Consider the following 16400-nt stretch of genomic DNA (forward strand, 5'->3'; position numbering starts at 1 on the left):
CGGAGGGTTTAATACCCCGACGCTTGCGTCGGGGTTGTTGATTTATGAATTTATATTGCATAATGCTATTTCTTTTAGTCCTCTATCGTAAAACGAGGTAAGGCATATTTCGCCTGAGATGTTTTCGAGTTTGTGTTTGGACATTCCTCTTGGAAAGGTAATATCGGAATATTCACGTGTGTTGAGTGAAAAAACTTTTTGCTTGCCTTTCCAATCATCGGTTTTAAAAAGAGGAGTCATTATCACATATTGAGAATCCGTAAAGCATCCGTTGATACCTCCTTTTTTACCGTCTTTTTTTAAGTCATCTGATTCGATAAATTTTTTGATTACTTTCCCATCTTCGGAAATACTTGCAAGGGCATAATAATTCATTCCCCACTTATTAACCGATGTTTGGCTGTCGCCCGGAGTAAAGGCATAGATTTCTTTATCCGATATTTTAATGCTGTCTATTTTAGGTGCGTCTACGCATCTGTCATCTTGATGTGTAAATGCCTTTTTATCTATTGTAGAAAAACATTTCCATTCGGCAGATTTTGCAGCAGCATCAAATTCCAAAAGAGCAAAATATCTTGCGTCCCCGCAATAAAATTCATTTTCAAAGCAAACGGGAATTGTCTTGCTGTCGGATATATTTTGAAAACACCTCTGTTGAGCTTTTTCCGGTACAATGCTTCCTCTTAGCCGTGAATTATTTTTTATCGGAATTATTTCCGGAGAGAAATGAATGCCGGAGTAATACCGCACTTCTTTTGCCGAAATGATGAGTCCGAAACTTGCACCATATCGAAAAAGCACAGGATAATCTCTGCCTGATGTTTCCGCATATTCAATCGGAATCTTTTTTATGCCATCGGCAGAAAGCACAAGGAGGTAAAATTTACCCCAATCGCTCTTCTCGCCTGTAGTCAGAATTATAGCAGTTCCATCCGGCAACAAAACAGAGCCATGCACAAACGAAAGCTCACTATCCAATTCCCATTTTTTCAATAAACTTAATTTTAGGTTATTCATATTTTTATCTCCTTATTTGTTTCAATATACCTAATCCTTTCAGCCGATATTCTTCACCAATTAATCCTTATTTTTTCATATCCTAATTATATCATTTTTCCTTATTGTTTTTAAGGGGGAAAGATGAAAATCTGACAGTAGAAAAAATACCTTAAAAAGAGTATAATGGTATCAAATATGTAATGAAATGAGAATTGTGAACGGAGAGATGATAAATGGCAATAGACGGTGTAAAAATTATAGACAGTGACAGTGGGTATGATATTTACAATACCATGGAGAATATATACGAAGAAATTACCGCTGATAAAAAAGTGCGGTATAGTTACAACAAGAACATAGAGGAATAATTATGAATTACTATAATTGGAATGCAAAATGGGCAGGAAATTCTATTACAGAATTAAAAGATTATAAGGGAGAAGAAATTCTAAAATTATATTGCTATGGATTATCTGAAGAAAAATATCCCTTAAAAAAAGACAGGGACAATATTTTAAAAAGTTGGATAGATTATTTTAACAATACAAAAACAAACATTAAAAAACTATTAGTAACGGGTATTGTAAATCAGAAGTTATTGGAAGCGATATGTAATCAAACATCACTTGAAGAACTTGTTATATTTCAGGGCAATTTCTCGGATATACAGTGTATTGCAAAATTAAAAAACTTAAAGGCACTTTCAATATATGCTTCATCAAGAGTAAAAAGTTTGCAGCCCATAGGCGAAATGCAAAATTTAGAAGTGCTTATATTATCTAACTTTACCGGCGTAACGGATTATTCGCCATTAGACAAACTAAAAAATCTTAAACAACTGGGAATTCATAGTTCTATGGGAAATGTAATTAAAGTAGATTCTTTTGATTTTTTAAAAAGTCTTAAGAATATTAAAAATCTTCATACAACAGGATTTAGGCTATTGAACGGAGATTATTCGCCTGTTTTGGAACTTGAAAAATTAGAATTCCTATCTGTTAATATGCCTGCTCAGGACTACAAAATATGGAATGATAGGTTTGCAGAAAAGTTTAAAAATATTCCACAAAATAAACATCTTCATTAGTTCATACTGTAATAAAATTATTATACCCTTTAAAAAGATTTGTACAAATGGATATTCTCAGATTAGCATCTCTGGAACCTGCTGTTCGTCGGACTGAATATTTCCGTCAAAAAGTTTTATACATCGATCCGTACTTGCTCCGATTCCCGGGTCGTGAGTAACAATAACAATTGTCGTTCCGCTTTCATTTATTTTTTTAAAGAGGTTAAGAACCTGAGCTCCTGTTTTGCTGTCCAAAGCACCGGTCGGCTCATCGGCTAAGATAATGTGCGGTTTTGTTACCATTGCACGTGCAATGGCGACACGCTGCTTTTGACCGCCGGAAAGTTCGTTAGGACCGTGGGAAAGTCTATCGCCCATATCGACATGCTCCAAAGCTTCTTTTGCAAGTGCAATGCGTTTTGTTCTTTCCACACCCTGATAGCGTAACGGAAGCATAACGTTTTCTAAAACCGTCATATTTGGAAGCAAATGATACTGCTGAAACACAAAGCCGATCGTTTTATTACGCAGTACAGCAAGTTCTTTTTCCGTCATCTTTGCCGTTTCTTTTCCGCCGATTTCCAATATACCGCTTGTCGGACGGTCAAGACAGCCTATCATATTCATACAGGTAGACTTTCCCGAACCGGACGGACCCATTATCGAAACAAATTCTCCCTGATCTATACTGAAGCTTATGCCTCGCAGGGCATGCACGACGCTTTCACCCATTTCATATAATTTTGTAACGTTTTCCATACGGATAATAGTTTCGCCCATTTTTACATCTCCTTTTATTTAATCCTTACTTAAAAATCGCACAGCAGATTTGCGAGCCTTTTCTATTTTTACCGCATCTTCATTTTCAACAGTTATAGACGATATCCATTTTTTACCGAATAAACTCTGCGCCGACTCTATCATTACGCCGCATGCAAAAGGGTCTTTTTCCGCAGCGATTGCTTGTCTAAAAACATCTTTTACTTTCGGCAGTATTGTTTGACTATGCAGTCTGTTACATGATAATTGCCATAGCCCCGAAGCCGACCATGCACGGCAAAGGCTATCCTCATCGTGGAGCATTCTGTCATTAAAAATACCGATCTCTTGTGCTGTCCCAATCCACCCGACAGCTATCAGCACTTTGCGTCTCAGAACACAGTCCTTCGTATTTATATGCGAAACAAGTATCGGCACAAGACGCTTGCATGCAGCAGTATAAAAATCGCGATGTTTCGACCTCACAAGAATTTCGGCAATGAGATAGGCGGTGAATACCCGTATTTTTTCGGTTGAAGCTTTGTTTATAGCCGCAAAAAGAAAATCAATCCCCGCTAAATCGTGTTTATCGAAACTGTTATCCAAATGCAACGGATCATCTCGCTCCCAGTCTTTGCAAATCAATTTGTAATGATAAGCGAGCTGATTACTGCCGCCTAAATCGGCTATAAAACCGATACATTCGCTAAGAGGAAAACCGGTTCTTTGTAACTCGGCATACTTTTTTTGTAAATCTTCTTTTGTAAGATTTTGACGGCGTAACCGCTCCGCTTCAAGTTCTTGCAAAATCTTTTCCATTGAATTCGACATTAATCTATTCCTTTTTTAAAACCATGAAGAAAGTATTTTTGCTCTTACTGCAAATTCCGTATCTCTTAATTTAACAAATTCTTCACGATATATTTTTAATACCTCAAAAGAATAATAATAAAAACTGTAAAAAAGATCATCGGGAAAAACATTCTCATCTTCATACCTGAGATAATCATCATCTTCATTATAAACTTCAGACCATAAATATTCTTCTTCATTTAATTTTTAGTTTTATCTTTTGCCACGCCGTCTATAAGACGTAAAAAATCGATTGCGTTTTTTGAATTAATTATGGGTTTTCCGGTTTCTTTTTCTATTTCTTTTCGTGTATTTCCTGCGATGCTTCCGCCGCGTCGTGCCGTTTTTTTATTTTCTTCAAGCCCCTTAGGGTTAGTAGTATTGGTTAATTCGGTAACGGTAGCCTCTGCAAGCATATTAAGAACAAGTTCAAGTGTCGACATATTGTCTCTTAGATTTTCTTTTTTGAGGTTCTTAAAATCCTTATATTGTCTAACGGTCATACCGCTCCATGCTTTAGATATTTCATTTGTCAAAATAGCATATTCTCTGCCTTCTTTTACACCATGGTCTTGCCATGCATCGGTAAGTTCTTTTCTTACCTGAATAGCTTGCAAGCGCTGATTTATCCATTCCCTAGTATAGCCTTTTTTAAGATAGGTTTCTAAAGCTCTATCAATTGTCAATTCCGGATCTATGATTTCATCAACTCTTTCTTTTCCCACCTCGGCAAGCCACATCTTAAAGGGCTCCGCCTTAGGTGACGGAATAGATTGGATAATTCTAAATATGCCTTGCATATCGGCTGCATCGGTTTTATACATTTTCCCATCTTTGGGAGATTTCATTTTCAGTTGGTTACAGATTGTAACCAACTCATTTCCTTCATCTTTCAACCTTTTTTTTAAAACTTTCCAATAATTATTGGGATTAGGGCTATCCGTTAAGGCTCCCACAACATCCACAACACTAAAATACCACTCTTCTTTTTCGTTATCCCAAACGGAGCGTATTTTATTATCTTCAAATAACTTTACTTCGTTATCCACGATATCGTCCTCCTTAGCATCCGCCGCTTTTACAGCTTATATTTTTCAATCAGCTCCATCAGCACAGATGCGGTATCAATTTCTTCTGAAAGTAAATCGTCAAACTCTTCTTCAAGCTCATCCTGCCTGTCGCAAATCCATGATAAAAATTCTTTTGCTTTTTCATAGTTTTGATGAATAAAATAATATTCACCTAAAATACATTTCGCAGATGTAACACTGGCAAGATCATCATCGAGTTCGATTACCTTATTCAAAGTCTCCAATGCTTCATCATACAATTTTTTGTTTAGTTGAAAAAGACCCTTTTTTAGATATAATTCTCCATTCATATTTTATCTCCTATAATGTTTATTTTATCATTTTTTTACCGTTTTTGTAAGTGCTGTAATTATATTGTCCAGTGTTTCAGATACGGAATTAAAGCCGGCTTTTTTTGCAGCCTTAGGAGTTTTTTCCAATAAAAATAATACGGCTTCTTTTAAAGCTTCTGCATCCTTTAGTGAAATAAGATTTTCTTTTGCCACAGCATTCCCAAACGAGTCTGTAATAATTTTATCATCATTCAAAAGTGAATAACAATTGTGAATCATTATGCCGATATGAGAAAGTGTTATATAATCCCGTTTTTTCTGCATAAGCTCTATGATTACAGGCCAAACTTCGGAAGTTTTCTTTAAATACCAAAGCAGGCTTGTTGCAGCTTGCCGTACAGAGGCATCCTGATGCACTAAAAACAATTTTCCGAGCTCACAAGCCTTTATTTTGAATTCTGTGTTTTCTTTTTTTGCGATAAAGTTTTGAGAATCTTTTACCAAATAAGCTAAATCAATATAACGCTCACAATATGTTTTAATCAAAAATAAATATTCCCATAACAGTTTCGGATCTTTTTCTGATTTTACTATTTTAAAAAGCTTTGTGTAATTTGTAGTTTCAGAAAACCAATCTCTTATCGGATAGGTATTCTTCGTACCCGTTTCCAAACAAGAGGCTTGTCTTAAAAACTTTATCCCTTTTCTTCTCATGCTAATATCATTGCTTTGCGCTTGCAGCAATGCTTCATCTAATGCTTCTTTTGAATACTTTGTCATATCGTTACTCCATAGATAATTCAAAATAATACTTTGTAAATACTTTGAAAACGCTGTCAAAAAAATAAAGAGAAAAAATAACAATAATGGGAATGATGATAAGTTCAATGTAGTATACTTTAGCCGAAATTGTATTTTGTTGAAAAATTTTTATTTTTCTTGTGAGCTGACTAATAGCTAAAAACAAATTCGTTATTATAAACGATACTAAAAATCTATACCCCTCGATAACAATATCAAAAGAAAATTTAAGAGTTCCGGTAAAAACTCCTGTCTTTGGGAAATAGTACCCGATGATATACACCGCAATATTTAGCATGATGTAGTTCAAAAAAGTTTTAAGATATTTATTTTCAATTTTCGAAAACAAATCGGGAAGCCCGCCCCAAAGAGGAGCCAAATCATTATATCTTCTTTGTTTTATCAGTGTGAAAAATCTTGTGATTAACACTATATCGGCTGTAAAAATTAAAAGAGTAAAAATTACCATTACTGTTGTAGTTACAATTTTATTCATGTTAATTTCTAAAGATATGCGGAAAATTTACTGTGAAAACTTCCTGTTCTTTGGGAGAAAGATTCTCGAAATCTTTATTTATCCTTGCAAATATCTTTTTTGCAAATTCATTTTCAGAATCCTCGGCTAAGTGAGTAATCGTTAAAATAGTTGCGCCGTCCAAATAATTCGGAAACATTATTTATCCTAAAAATCCCGTGTCGTATCAAAAATTTCCAAGAGCTTTTCTTTATTGATAGATAGAGAAGGCGATATTAAATCTAAAAGTTCTGTAAGAGCACAATAGATATCCTCTCTTTCTACTGTTTCAATAAAATATTTGCGTTTGTCCATCTTATTAAAGGTTTCGGTGTATGTCCTAACCAAAGCTTCGGCAGTCCGTGCTGCTTCGAGCGGCGAGCTTTGTTCTAATTTGAGGATTTCAGCTCTTGTTTTTTTGTATAAATCGGCTGCTTTCTTGGCATTCGCTGCGGAAATATTTTCTTGTCCGTCCCATGAGCGGAACGGATTGTCAAGGTTCTGCGCCAACCATTCCGGTTTTCGCGGCTTTTGTATCCAAAGATCAAGCCCTTCTTCTTTTCTCTTTTTATAAAGCTGTTTAGCTTTTTTGGCTGCATTTTCCGGCAGGCTGCTCATCCAAAACCAATGTAAGTTAGGTAAACATTCCGGCTCCGGAATATCTTCGGCAGAAAAACCGAATAAATCAACCGTGGTAAAGCCCTCCAATTTTGTAAATTGGGATAGCATAGAAAGGTTAGAAAGAATACCGGGTTTGCCCCATAGCCGCAATTCCTTCAGCATCGGGTATGCTTCTAGAATCTCGGCTACATCAAGTTCTGTAATCTCTGAGCAATGCAGTTTGCCCAAGTCTTTTAGCCCCTGTATTTTAGGCACTATTTTAGTTGCTGTTAAAAGTAATAAAGCTCCGTTTTCAACAGCATGTATTTTACAGTTATTTGTTACTTCACCTAACAGAATAAGTTCTTCCAATTCGTTATTCAGATAAAGGTCTTCCACGCCGTTCATATCAATAGAAAGTTTGTGCAAATGCGCATTGGAAAAATCCAATTTTTTTTGCTGATGATTTTCAAGTACCAGCTCATCTAAAAACGGACATGATTGTAAATATTCATATAAACCGGTATGCCATTTTTTACATGCTAAATAGGATAAGCATGGAAAGACTTTTAATTCCAGCGCATTTTCAAAAGGAACATCATCATGTATGCGATGTTTGGAAACCGCTCTTTCTTTTCCGGCAAATATAATTTTTTCCTTACTGCTCTCCGCTTTTTTAAAAGCATCTCTTTGCTCTTTAGGAATCTCCTGCCATTTAAGTTGACGATATACTTCGTATCCGTTTCCCGAAGACCTTGCATAGGTATTTGTACTTTCATCGGTTAATGGCTGCATGTTACCGATTAACATATGGTTCGCAGGCACCATGACATCAACATTACAAAGATGCAGACCACGTTTCCAGTACATAAAGTCCTGATAAAGCGGCTTTAGTAAAGGTAATTCTTCCTCTTTGAGAGGCTGTTCACCCGACCAATCTAACCAGAGCAGCACTGCTTTCGGCTTTTTATCACCTTCCTCTATCTTGGTTATTTGGCACGCAGTATATTTTTTTAAATATGAATTATACACACAGTATACATCTCCGCTTTTAGCTTTCATAATTTATCCTTTTTTTTAATTATATCACAGTTTTTGTTCTTTGATAAGTCTATCTAAATATAATTTATCTGCGCTGATCCATTCAATGCTTTCTTTCCCATTCTTATAATTGCGATATTGGAATATCATCTCATCCCTTGTTTGAAATAATGCATTCACAGTCCAATTTTTTTCTAAATCACCTGTTTTACAATCAATAATAAGCTCATCAATTAATTCAAGTGTAGATAAATTAAATACATAGCACTTCCCTTCAGTGGTACAAAATATTCCAAAACTATCATTGATTTTCTGTACATTGGATAATGAATCTTCTTTAAATAAAGAATATGTCTTTTCAGCAATCGGCGTAAAATCCGAGGAAAAAATTTTAAAAAAAGCTGAATTGTAAAAATCAGCAAGCAAAGCATACTTATCGAAGCTAAACATATACGATAAGTTTTTAGGAAACTTATATATTATTTTCAGCTCATTTTGAGTTAATTCTATGCAATAATCTTGAGAGCCGTCCTGTCCTGCTGGAAAGGATACTACTATGCGATTTTCTTCATTTAAACTTGTAAAAGCTATATCTGAATCGCTCAATTCATCTTCCATTTTTATAGAAGCAATTTTGTTTGCAGCTTTATCGAATACCATTATGCGTACACAATTTTCGTCCAACCGTTTTGCAGCCCAAATAATCTTATTTGTATAAGGAGATTGATAGATAATGTCAGCGTCGCAGCTTATTATTTTTTCAATCTCGGCACTTGGTTTTCTGTTGATGTCCTCTAAAAAACAATCTTTAGTTTTGCTATAGAATTTAATATAAATCACAGTTTGTTCTTTCCTTAAAAATAATGGTTTAATTTTTTATCGGGGCTGTTGATTTGAAAAACCTGAAAAAGTATTAGGCAATGCATTTTCATAGACAAAACGGCTCAAATCATTTTCAATAAATAAGTTAAATGATTTATTTATAATATGTATTTGATTTTTCCCTATATCATGAAAATATACAGAAGCTTCATATGGCCTGATATATAACTCATCCCCATCACTATTCAACCACAATTCCCCCAATTTAATATATTCCTCCCGTAATTCTAACATATCAAAATCAATAAGAATACCTTCCATTTTTAATTGCGAAATACAATAAAAAAATGTAATCACATCACTATGTAATAATTTATAAAAGAATGATGAGGTTAATTTTTCTTCGGTTAAATTATTTTCCACAACATCACTTTTCAATAAGTGTTTTTTTATTACGGCAAACAAGTTAGGGTAACTTTGCTTCAATTTGGTAAATTTCAAGTCAAAATCAATAATATCAACTTTGTCACAGTTCAAGGAGATATCATCTATTTGCTTTCTCCATCCTTCCATATAATTGACTTGTGAATTTTCGTTATAAGATTGATTTATAGATTTTAAGTATTCACGAGCCGAATTTTGAGATATTAGTGCGGCACCCATTAAACCTTGTGACATCTTAGGTTTTATCTTTAAATACCACCGTGGCGACAAAAATTGTTTTGCAAATTTTTCATTTTGTTTCCACCAATCAATCCATTCTTCGGGTAGGAATAGTCCTTCCGATAAATGTTTTAGTCCGTTTATTATATTGTTCGTTTCCATAATGACTTCTACCGTCAGATTTTCATTTATAAAATCTCCAAGGTATCAATACAATTTTGGATATTTCAAAAGAGGTTTGTCTTGATTTATTTTATTTCTACATTTTTTATCAAGGTTTGTTTATTATAATCTTTTCCCGAGATTTTTTCTGTAATTTCGCCTATTGTAATATTGTCATCTACCTTTATTTCGCATGTAAATAAGACGGTATTTTCCCATTTTATATTTGCTTCAATAAATATTTTATAGATATCTTTTTCTACCGGTTCCCCGTTTTCATTTTTGATATCCCATTGCAATTGAATCTTTCCGGATTTAGGAGTCGCACTGCTTATTCCATCTATGTCGGCATCTTTTACGGCTTTTCTCCATGAAGGCAAACTTTCAGGTCTTTTTTTCCAACCTTTTCCTGCTGTAAAATCGGTAACAAATAAATTTTTTACGAGCATTCCGTTTTCGTTTTCGACCCATACAGCAAATTGATTACTCGCAAGTCTTAATTTTTTACTAAAATCAAAACTAATGCTTATGGTATTTTTCTGGATATTCAGTTCCTCTGCAGATATATTTACAGAAAAGGATGTAAATATAATTAAAATAGTCAATATTATTTTTTTCATGTTACACCTACCTTATTTTATTTATTATACATCAAAAAGCGGAATTTTGCAAACCTAGTAATTAAATAATATTAACTTTCCCAATCAATGGAAATAATTTTTGCATCTTCGCCGAATTTTACACAGAGTATTTCATCGCTTTCATCAGGTGCAATCATAAAATCCATTGTGATGTGCGGCTTTTCAGTGTCAATCCATAAGCCTACATTTGTTATCGTCATTTTACTTACAAACTCGGTAATATCACTCGGCAAATCTTCGAGTCCGCATTCTTCAATATGAAAATCAATATAGTAACTGTCATCTTTTAAATATGCTATAAGTGCTTTTCTTGCTTCTTTTATTTTATCGTCTATGCTCTCAAGAAACCGTGCATAAAAGTCGAGTATGCCGGTAGATGGTTCTACATTTTTTCCGAGCCAAAGCCATGTGTCTATCCCCTGAATCTCTTTTTCCCAAATTACTTCCACATCATCTGTTGCCTCAAGATTCAACTGACCGAAGTATTGATGTTCTATTTTTTTCATAGTTTAATCTCCTATTATTCAGTATATCAAAAAATTAGATTTTTTCTATGGACATATACACTGATAAATAATATACTATTCAATAATTATTATGTATCCATCGAAATATCGAACCAATCGCTTTCTTCGGAAATAAGCCATTCAAGTCCGCACCTTCGTTCCATTAAAACATCGGGATTTAAGTCTTTGATTTCCGTTTCGGGGCGGAGCCGCTTTTCTTCCGTTGCCCAATGATAACGATAGTGAAGATCAAGCATATCCAGTATTTCCTCTATCCCTCGTAACCTGCATTGTGCTTTAAACGCAGTTTTTCCATCTGTATCGCCGACCAGTTTTATCGCTCGCTCCACATCACAGATGTCATTAGGATACGAAATATCTTCGACCAAACCCAAAGCCCACAGAAGCGACCAATAAGCTTCATAAGTCCAACAGACATCGATGACATCCTGTTCACTGTATGTTCCGTCAAAAAGCCGTTTTTCTTTTTCCAAAAGGCAGTCCGATACTTCGTATTTTTCAAGCAAACTTAAAAAAAGCTCCTTCGATTCTTCATACCCTTGTTCATTATGAATGTCTTCGGCCAATTGAATCGACAAAAGACATGCGACGGCTCTGTCGCAGATTTCTTCAAGGCTTTTAAGCTTCGCCTCTTTTGATGATTCCCGCAAAGGCAGTTCTTCCATACAGGCAATGCCCATTCCCTTTATTTTTGCATTCGATTTTTCACGCCGATCTTCAGGTTTTATGTACATAATAATTCTCCTATAAAAACTTTTTGCAGCAAATATCAATTTGCGAAAAAAGTTTTTTCAAGTGTGTGCCGAAAAGCACACACATATAATAATGCGATGTTTTGTGCAAAGCACAAAACTCGTCAGATAAACAGTGAGGCTGAATTTCTGCCGAACTGTTTATCATATCTCCTTTATTTACCGGTACTATTATATCAAAAAAAGAGATTGTTGATAACCTGTAGAAAAAACACTATAAAAAATAGTATAATTTTAATACGCTTCGGATTAATCAACATACTCCGGCGCAGAGCATAGACGAGGAACATCAGTGGTTAAATCCTCCGAGCAAATAAAATTAGGAACAAAAAAGTTAGGAGAAAGTTATGCAACTAATTGACAAGATTAAACAGATAGAAAAGTATATATGTGAGCATTTTGAAGAATGGGATTTGGATGATCCTGTCGAAGAAGAATATCTGGACGACTATCAGGAAATTTCCGGAGCTTCAGAGGAAGAGCTATCAGTATTTGAGAAGAAGTTCAGTATAACCCTTCCGGAAGACTTCAAAGAACTTTACCGATATAAAAATGGAAGCAAATATTTAAGCATTTTTCCCTGCGTTATAGATGAAATAGAAATGCCGTTTAATCTGATGAGCTTACAGGCTGTAACAAACACAAAAGAACATTTTCAAAACAGAGATGCGCTCTTAACGGAATTTACGGATTATTTTACAAACGAAGATATTGAAAATATGAAGGACAGCAGGATTAAACCCTATCTCTTTAATAAAAAATGGATTCCCTTTGCAGAGTACTGTGACAGCTGCTTTTTGATGTTGGATTTTGATCCGGATACAACGGGAAAAGAAGGTCAGATTATCTGCTATATCCATGATCCTGATAAAGTGGTTTATACAGCGCCGAGTATTACGGAATTGATTGATGGGATAATTGCAGAAATTGATTAAAACAAGCTAACCTTATGATTTGAAAATAGTTGAAAGGAAAATGTCAAATGTTAAAAATAGGAAAATGATTTTATGGAGGAGAATTAAAATGGATAAACTACAATATATCAGAGAAAATGAGCAGTTAAATATTCTGCTTATGAATGAGTGTGATATTTATTTTTATAAGGAAACAGGAGATACTCAGTTTTTGGAAAATAATGAAGAATACTCTCTTGGATGTAAGTCATTTGCACAAGATGGCAGCGGAGGAGAATATGTTTTTCTTGAAGATGGAAGTATAGGTTTTATCGGAAGTGAAGGTGAAGTTGGGCGAGCGGCAGAAAGCTTAGATGACTTATTGACATTTTTAATCCATACCGGCTGTATTTCCGATTTTAGTTGTAAACATATTTATAAAAATAAAGAGCTGTTAAAAACTTATTGTAATGGATATATATCAAAAATACGGGAGAGATATAAGGCTCAAAATAAGGATTGGGACAAGGTGCGAAGCGATATTGCAAACAGTCTGTCGCTTGTTTTTTCTCCTGATAAATTAGAGAATATCACAATGAAATTTTATAAAGCAGCAACAAGAGAACCGATATTTTCCTGTAAGTATCTTGACGGTAAAGAAGAGTATATTTGTGATTCTATACTTTCGGATATTGTAGGAGTATGGACAATGGAGCTTGTGGGGATGAGCAGAGAAGAAATTGAAAATTACAATCAACAACCCTCCGCACGAATAAATAATACAGACAGAAGGCAGGGGTAAGGCAATAAACGATTAACAGACAAACCATTAGATATGTAAGAATTTTGGAGGAACTATGAACGAGATTGAGAAATATAGAATATTGAGTGCAGGAAAAGCATTTGGTCACCGTGCCCAAATTGCTTTGTTGTTGCTTGATAGCAGCACAGCCTATGAAGAACTTAAAGAGGAAGCGGCACAAACTTCAGTTGCCGGAAGTTACGGTTGTACCGGAGGTTTTCCATCCGAAATACTTGAAAGAATAATAACAGAATTGATATGCCGCGATACCCGTAATAGTTGGTATCTGCCAGACAATGTAAAATTTTGGGACAGGCGTTTCGGCAGTCTGTTTGAGACCAAGTTTTTTTGCTATGATGATGATGTAGAAACTTGGAGTAAGATACTTTACAAATTCTTTGTAAAACTCAAGTGGATGCCGAAAAGAGAAGATTATACTTCAACAAAAAGCTATAATAATGTTTGGGGATATTTTGCAGAACTTTTAGCGGTTGTAAAACAAAATAATAATCCCGAATTTGATAAGTATTATGAAATTGCAATCAAAAACGGAATGAATGCAGTGATTTTGGAAAGAAAATTAAAAGAGCTGTCTGAAATAAAACAGTCCTTCATCGGAGTTTAAATCAATGAAAGAAAAAACTTTGGTTACTCTTAAAGATGAAATATCTTTGGAATATCCGTTTTCTGATGACATGCCTATGGTTTACTTAGGCGAGATAGCTAATATGCCGGAACATGGAATTTTTATAGGTCAATCCGGAAAATGTTATTTTGGGTATCATATTTCAAATTTTAGAGAATTAAGCGAAGATGAGATATAAAAATATTAAGACAGAAAATAGTTGGAGAAGTTTACAATGAATAATCAGATGGATTTTGATTAGGGTGTAAATGATGACGAGAGTAAGGAATATAAGGATGATTTAAGTTTTTTGAATAGTATGAAAGAGTATAAACTTAGAGGTTATAACCGGATTAAAAGATTTATTATTGACATGATTATATTTTTGCTAAGAGATGCAATACCGATATTTGGAGCGGTTATGGCAATGTCGGCAGTTATTGGAGGAAAATAATGGAATTAATTGAATACATGCGGCTAAGAAATAAAATGACACAAAAAGAATGGGAAGACTCTTTTGAGAAAAAGGAAAAAGAGATTATTGTTCTAAGACACGAAGGCGGCGGCGGAAGTTTGAGAAACGGTTTTTGGGACTGGGCTGCTTATTTCTTAGCTTATGTGGACTGTGAAACAGGTGAACTGCATAAAGAAGAAGGGCGTATAGTATTTCCTGTCACAGATAAAGAAAATTTGCCATATCAATTTGAAGACGAAACCATTTACAAATTAAAGGTGCGTGCAAAGCTTCCTGAGGAAGTTCCAAACGGTGCACTACCGGCAAAAAAACATTTTTTAGTTGTGGAAGTTCTTGAAAAAAATGCGGCTTGTAAGGAATTGAAAGAAATACTTGCAGAGTATAGAAAACCTATAATTTTACAAGATGATATATTAGGTGAACTAATTTATGATAAACAAATTAAAAGTTTTCAAGGAAGTATTATTTGGCAGGATAGAAAAATAAATATTACATTAGATGTAGATAAGGATAATAAGGGTGAAATAACAAAGGCTAAAAAAGCTCTGAAAACAATGGTGTCAGAACAGGCAAAATGGGATGCAGACCTGCGTAGTTTTGCTGCAAAAAAGCTTACTAAACTCGCCTGCGAATGGGCAGAATCTGATGATGAAACTTCTGAAATTACAGAAGAAAGTTTTGCAAAAAGAATTAGCCTCAGTTCAATTTGTATGACATCAGGCGGTTCATTTTCTGCCTATTTTGATGATGACGACCTTTTCTTCGGACATAGCATAACAGTTTGCGGCAGCCCTAAGAAGGGGATTGTGTCAGCCGATATGGAAGGGTAAGAAAATATAAGGAGAAGAAAAATGGCAAAAAAAAGAGTGACCTTACCTAAAAATTTTGATGAACTGATTACAGCAGGAGATGTTGAAGCACTTAAAGCCGTCTATGATAAATGTGAGCTTACCGCTCATAACGGCAGATACAGCCTCAATACGGCGCTTCATTATGGCGGTGTTCCTGATGAACTTGTGATCTGGCTCGTAGAACAGGGCTTAGATGTAAATACACTCGATTATTATGGGCGTACACCATTATATAAACATGCCACTCTGGGCAGAGATACTGTAAAACTGCTGTATGAATTAGGAGGAGATATACAAAAACCTGATATATATGGGAGTACACCTCTGCATACGGCAGCAGGGTTTTTCCGACCTAAGATAGTAAGTTTTTTGATTGAAAAAGGTGCAGATATTAATGCAAAAGATGATATGGGACGAACTCCGCTAGCCGAAGCCCTTGCTACTTGCAGAAATATTAATATTGCACAGGCGGCAGAAATTGCAGAAATATTAATAAAGGCAGGTGCTGAGGTAACGACTGAAATGGCGGAAAGAGTTGAAATAATCGGTAAGGATTTTGAATTTCACAGAGAAAACTTTAATAAAGATTACTTGGCTGAAACAGAAGCGGGATTTGAGAAACTCTATACACTATTTGATGTAAAGCCTGCTCCAAAACGCAAGACACATGACGGCGTTTCTCCCATTATTGTAAAGACGGGTTCTTGGAGAGAACAATACGATGAACTCTGGGAGATGCTGATTCCTTCAACCGGAGCTGCAAAAACAGTACAGGGAGAAGTTATCCGTATAACAGGCAGGGTGCAGGATGAGCTATATCGAAATGGCGGAGTAAACTGGGATAAAGATTATAGAAATATGCTTAATTCTCTGCCAAATCATTTTGCTTCAGGTACACCGCTTTCTGAGGAAGAACTGAAAGAGACCAAAGAGCTGATTTCAAGCATACGTGCAAACGGTGAGGATGAAGAAGTTATAACAGAGCGTTTGCGTGAACTTTCGGTTCTCTGGGTGCTTTCAAATCCGACACCAATTCCTTTAGACAAAATAAATTATAACAGATGATTGAGAATATAAACTTATAAAAAATAGTTCTTTGAGTCGGCAAAATGAGCGGAGAAATCTCATACAAGTATTTTTTGTTCTCTTATAAATAAGCAATAGGAAAAGATGGAATAAGCCGTATTAT

The 16400-nt window shown here is 35.0% G+C and carries 23 protein-coding genes and 1 pseudogene; 8 read left to right on the forward strand and 16 right to left on the reverse strand.

The window, feature by feature from the left end:
- Positions 1–42: 42 nt before the first annotated feature.
- The gene (locus JO40_RS02890; protein ID WP_044977819.1) at positions 43–1017 is read right to left on the reverse strand and encodes a hypothetical protein; all 975 of its coding nucleotides are present in this window, start codon (positions 1015–1017) and stop codon (positions 43–45) included.
- A gap of 215 nt (positions 1018–1232) precedes the next feature.
- Here JO40_RS02890 and JO40_RS14995 point away from each other — a divergent pair, with 215 nt between their 5' ends.
- Both JO40_RS14995 and JO40_RS02895 read left to right on the forward strand, forming a co-directional pair.
- The gene (locus JO40_RS14995; protein ID WP_255805129.1) at positions 1233–1367 is read left to right on the forward strand and encodes a hypothetical protein; all 135 of its coding nucleotides are present in this window, start codon (positions 1233–1235) and stop codon (positions 1365–1367) included.
- Between the two features lie 2 nt (positions 1368–1369).
- Positions 1370–2086: a leucine-rich repeat domain-containing protein gene (locus tag JO40_RS02895; protein ID WP_044977820.1), complete on the forward strand. Its 717-nt coding sequence runs from the start codon at positions 1370–1372 to the stop codon at positions 2084–2086.
- Between the two features lie 57 nt (positions 2087–2143).
- Here the strand turns inward: JO40_RS02895 and JO40_RS02900 are convergent, their stop codons facing one another.
- The 15 genes and pseudogenes from JO40_RS02900 to JO40_RS13935 form a co-directional block, all read right to left on the reverse strand.
- Positions 2144–2848: an ABC transporter ATP-binding protein gene (locus JO40_RS02900; RefSeq protein WP_044977821.1), complete on the reverse strand. Its 705-nt coding sequence runs from the start codon at positions 2846–2848 to the stop codon at positions 2144–2146.
- 18 nt (positions 2849–2866) lie between these two features.
- On the reverse strand, positions 2867–3658 hold the full coding sequence (locus JO40_RS02905) for a HEAT repeat domain-containing protein (protein ID WP_044977822.1): 792 nt from the start codon (positions 3656–3658) through the stop codon (positions 2867–2869).
- 15 nt (positions 3659–3673) lie between these two features.
- Positions 3674–3877: pseudogene (locus tag JO40_RS15150) on the reverse strand (hypothetical protein); the annotation flags it as partial.
- A gap of 2 nt (positions 3878–3879) precedes the next feature.
- Positions 3880–4728 (reverse strand): BRO-N domain-containing protein, encoded by an 849-nt coding sequence (locus tag JO40_RS02910; protein WP_044977823.1) that lies wholly within the window; start codon positions 4726–4728, stop codon positions 3880–3882.
- Between the two features lie 29 nt (positions 4729–4757).
- On the reverse strand, positions 4758–5060 hold the full coding sequence (locus JO40_RS02915) for a tetratricopeptide repeat protein (protein ID WP_044977824.1): 303 nt from the start codon (positions 5058–5060) through the stop codon (positions 4758–4760).
- A gap of 27 nt (positions 5061–5087) precedes the next feature.
- A complete protein-coding gene (locus JO40_RS02920) occupies positions 5088–5822 on the reverse strand; it encodes a hypothetical protein (RefSeq protein WP_044977825.1) in 735 nt (244 codons plus the stop codon).
- 4 nt (positions 5823–5826) lie between these two features.
- Complete coding sequence (locus JO40_RS02925; RefSeq protein ID WP_044977826.1) at positions 5827–6339, reverse strand: hypothetical protein; 513 nt, start codon at positions 6337–6339, stop codon at positions 5827–5829.
- A gap of 1 nt (position 6340) precedes the next feature.
- Positions 6341–6517 carry a hypothetical protein gene (locus JO40_RS14040; protein WP_170225377.1) on the reverse strand — a complete coding sequence of 59 codons (177 nt, stop codon included), beginning with the start codon at positions 6515–6517 and terminating at the stop codon, positions 6341–6343.
- An 8-nt stretch (positions 6518–6525) separates the two neighbouring features.
- The gene (locus JO40_RS02930; protein ID WP_044977827.1) at positions 6526–8019 is read right to left on the reverse strand and encodes a gliding motility protein; all 1494 of its coding nucleotides are present in this window, start codon (positions 8017–8019) and stop codon (positions 6526–6528) included.
- Between the two features lie 24 nt (positions 8020–8043).
- Complete coding sequence (locus JO40_RS02935; protein ID WP_044977828.1) at positions 8044–8838, reverse strand: hypothetical protein; 795 nt, start codon at positions 8836–8838, stop codon at positions 8044–8046.
- Between the two features lie 36 nt (positions 8839–8874).
- Complete coding sequence (locus tag JO40_RS02940; RefSeq protein ID WP_044977829.1) at positions 8875–9645, reverse strand: hypothetical protein; 771 nt, start codon at positions 9643–9645, stop codon at positions 8875–8877.
- An 86-nt stretch (positions 9646–9731) separates the two neighbouring features.
- Entirely contained in the window at positions 9732–10265 is a 534-nt protein-coding gene (locus JO40_RS02945; RefSeq protein ID WP_044977830.1) for a DUF2271 domain-containing protein, read from the reverse strand.
- A 71-nt stretch (positions 10266–10336) separates the two neighbouring features.
- Entirely contained in the window at positions 10337–10792 is a 456-nt protein-coding gene (locus JO40_RS02950) for a DUF2004 domain-containing protein (RefSeq protein WP_044977831.1), read from the reverse strand.
- Positions 10793–10881: 89 nt separating this feature from the next.
- Entirely contained in the window at positions 10882–11547 is a 666-nt protein-coding gene (locus JO40_RS02955; RefSeq protein ID WP_044977833.1) for a DUF4272 domain-containing protein, read from the reverse strand.
- 10 nt (positions 11548–11557) lie between these two features.
- Complete coding sequence (locus tag JO40_RS13935) at positions 11558–11713, reverse strand: hypothetical protein (RefSeq protein WP_162472560.1); 156 nt, start codon at positions 11711–11713, stop codon at positions 11558–11560.
- Positions 11714–11912: 199 nt separating this feature from the next.
- On the opposite strand from JO40_RS13935, the gene JO40_RS02960 reads away from it, so the two are divergent.
- The 6 genes from JO40_RS02960 to JO40_RS02985 all read left to right on the forward strand — a co-directional run bounded on the left by JO40_RS02960 (position 11913) and on the right by JO40_RS02985 (position 16276).
- Entirely contained in the window at positions 11913–12500 is a 588-nt protein-coding gene (locus tag JO40_RS02960) for an SMI1/KNR4 family protein (protein ID WP_044977834.1), read from the forward strand.
- A gap of 88 nt (positions 12501–12588) precedes the next feature.
- Complete coding sequence (locus tag JO40_RS02965; RefSeq protein WP_044977835.1) at positions 12589–13260, forward strand: hypothetical protein; 672 nt, start codon at positions 12589–12591, stop codon at positions 13258–13260.
- Between the two features lie 55 nt (positions 13261–13315).
- Positions 13316–13885, forward strand: a complete 570-nt coding sequence (locus tag JO40_RS02970) for a hypothetical protein (RefSeq protein WP_044977836.1) — start codon at positions 13316–13318, stop codon at positions 13883–13885.
- A 4-nt stretch (positions 13886–13889) separates the two neighbouring features.
- Complete coding sequence (locus JO40_RS02975; protein WP_044977837.1) at positions 13890–14084, forward strand: hypothetical protein; 195 nt, start codon at positions 13890–13892, stop codon at positions 14082–14084.
- 254 nt (positions 14085–14338) lie between these two features.
- Entirely contained in the window at positions 14339–15190 is an 852-nt protein-coding gene (locus JO40_RS02980) for a DUF2262 domain-containing protein (RefSeq protein ID WP_044977838.1), read from the forward strand.
- Between the two features lie 21 nt (positions 15191–15211).
- Entirely contained in the window at positions 15212–16276 is a 1065-nt protein-coding gene (locus tag JO40_RS02985; protein ID WP_044977839.1) for an ankyrin repeat domain-containing protein, read from the forward strand.
- The last annotated feature ends 124 nt before the right edge of the window (positions 16277–16400 follow it).

It is taken from the genome of Treponema putidum (assembly GCF_000755145.1).
Taxonomy (GTDB): domain Bacteria; phylum Spirochaetota; class Spirochaetia; order Treponematales; family Treponemataceae; genus Treponema_B; species Treponema_B putidum.

Bases quoted from the DNA above. Each gene is read 5' to 3' on its own strand.
- JO40_RS02965 (WP_044977835.1), top strand. From the start codon at position 12,589: ATGGATAAACTACAATATATCAGAGAAAATGAGCAGTTAAATATTCTG.
- JO40_RS13935 (WP_162472560.1), bottom strand. From the start codon at position 11,713: ATGATAAACAGTTCGGCAGAAATTCAGCCTCACTGTTTATCTGACGAG.
- JO40_RS02905 (WP_044977822.1), bottom strand. From the start codon at position 3,658: ATGTCGAATTCAATGGAAAAGATTTTGCAAGAACTTGAAGCGGAGCGG.
- JO40_RS02925 (WP_044977826.1), bottom strand. From the start codon at position 6,339: ATGAATAAAATTGTAACTACAACAGTAATGGTAATTTTTACTCTTTTA.
- JO40_RS02960 (WP_044977834.1), top strand. From the start codon at position 11,913: ATGCAACTAATTGACAAGATTAAACAGATAGAAAAGTATATATGTGAG.
- JO40_RS02900 (WP_044977821.1), bottom strand. From the start codon at position 2,848: ATGGGCGAAACTATTATCCGTATGGAAAACGTTACAAAATTATATGAA.
- JO40_RS02975 (WP_044977837.1), top strand. From the start codon at position 13,890: ATGAAAGAAAAAACTTTGGTTACTCTTAAAGATGAAATATCTTTGGAA.
- JO40_RS02930 (WP_044977827.1), bottom strand. From the start codon at position 8,019: ATGAAAGCTAAAAGCGGAGATGTATACTGTGTGTATAATTCATATTTA.
- JO40_RS02890 (WP_044977819.1), bottom strand. From the start codon at position 1,017: ATGAATAACCTAAAATTAAGTTTATTGAAAAAATGGGAATTGGATAGT.
- JO40_RS02985 (WP_044977839.1), top strand. From the start codon at position 15,212: ATGGCAAAAAAAAGAGTGACCTTACCTAAAAATTTTGATGAACTGATT.
- JO40_RS02950 (WP_044977831.1), bottom strand. From the start codon at position 10,792: ATGAAAAAAATAGAACATCAATACTTCGGTCAGTTGAATCTTGAGGCA.
- JO40_RS02970 (WP_044977836.1), top strand. From the start codon at position 13,316: ATGAACGAGATTGAGAAATATAGAATATTGAGTGCAGGAAAAGCATTT.
- JO40_RS02980 (WP_044977838.1), top strand. From the start codon at position 14,339: ATGGAATTAATTGAATACATGCGGCTAAGAAATAAAATGACACAAAAA.
- JO40_RS02920 (WP_044977825.1), bottom strand. From the start codon at position 5,822: ATGACAAAGTATTCAAAAGAAGCATTAGATGAAGCATTGCTGCAAGCG.
- JO40_RS02915 (WP_044977824.1), bottom strand. From the start codon at position 5,060: ATGAATGGAGAATTATATCTAAAAAAGGGTCTTTTTCAACTAAACAAA.
- JO40_RS14040 (WP_170225377.1), bottom strand. From the start codon at position 6,517: ATGTTTCCGAATTATTTGGACGGCGCAACTATTTTAACGATTACTCAC.
- JO40_RS02945 (WP_044977830.1), bottom strand. From the start codon at position 10,265: ATGAAAAAAATAATATTGACTATTTTAATTATATTTACATCCTTTTCT.
- JO40_RS14995 (WP_255805129.1), top strand. From the start codon at position 1,233: ATGGCAATAGACGGTGTAAAAATTATAGACAGTGACAGTGGGTATGAT.
- JO40_RS02895 (WP_044977820.1), top strand. From the start codon at position 1,370: ATGAATTACTATAATTGGAATGCAAAATGGGCAGGAAATTCTATTACA.
- JO40_RS02940 (WP_044977829.1), bottom strand. From the start codon at position 9,645: ATGGAAACGAACAATATAATAAACGGACTAAAACATTTATCGGAAGGA.
- JO40_RS02955 (WP_044977833.1), bottom strand. From the start codon at position 11,547: ATGTACATAAAACCTGAAGATCGGCGTGAAAAATCGAATGCAAAAATA.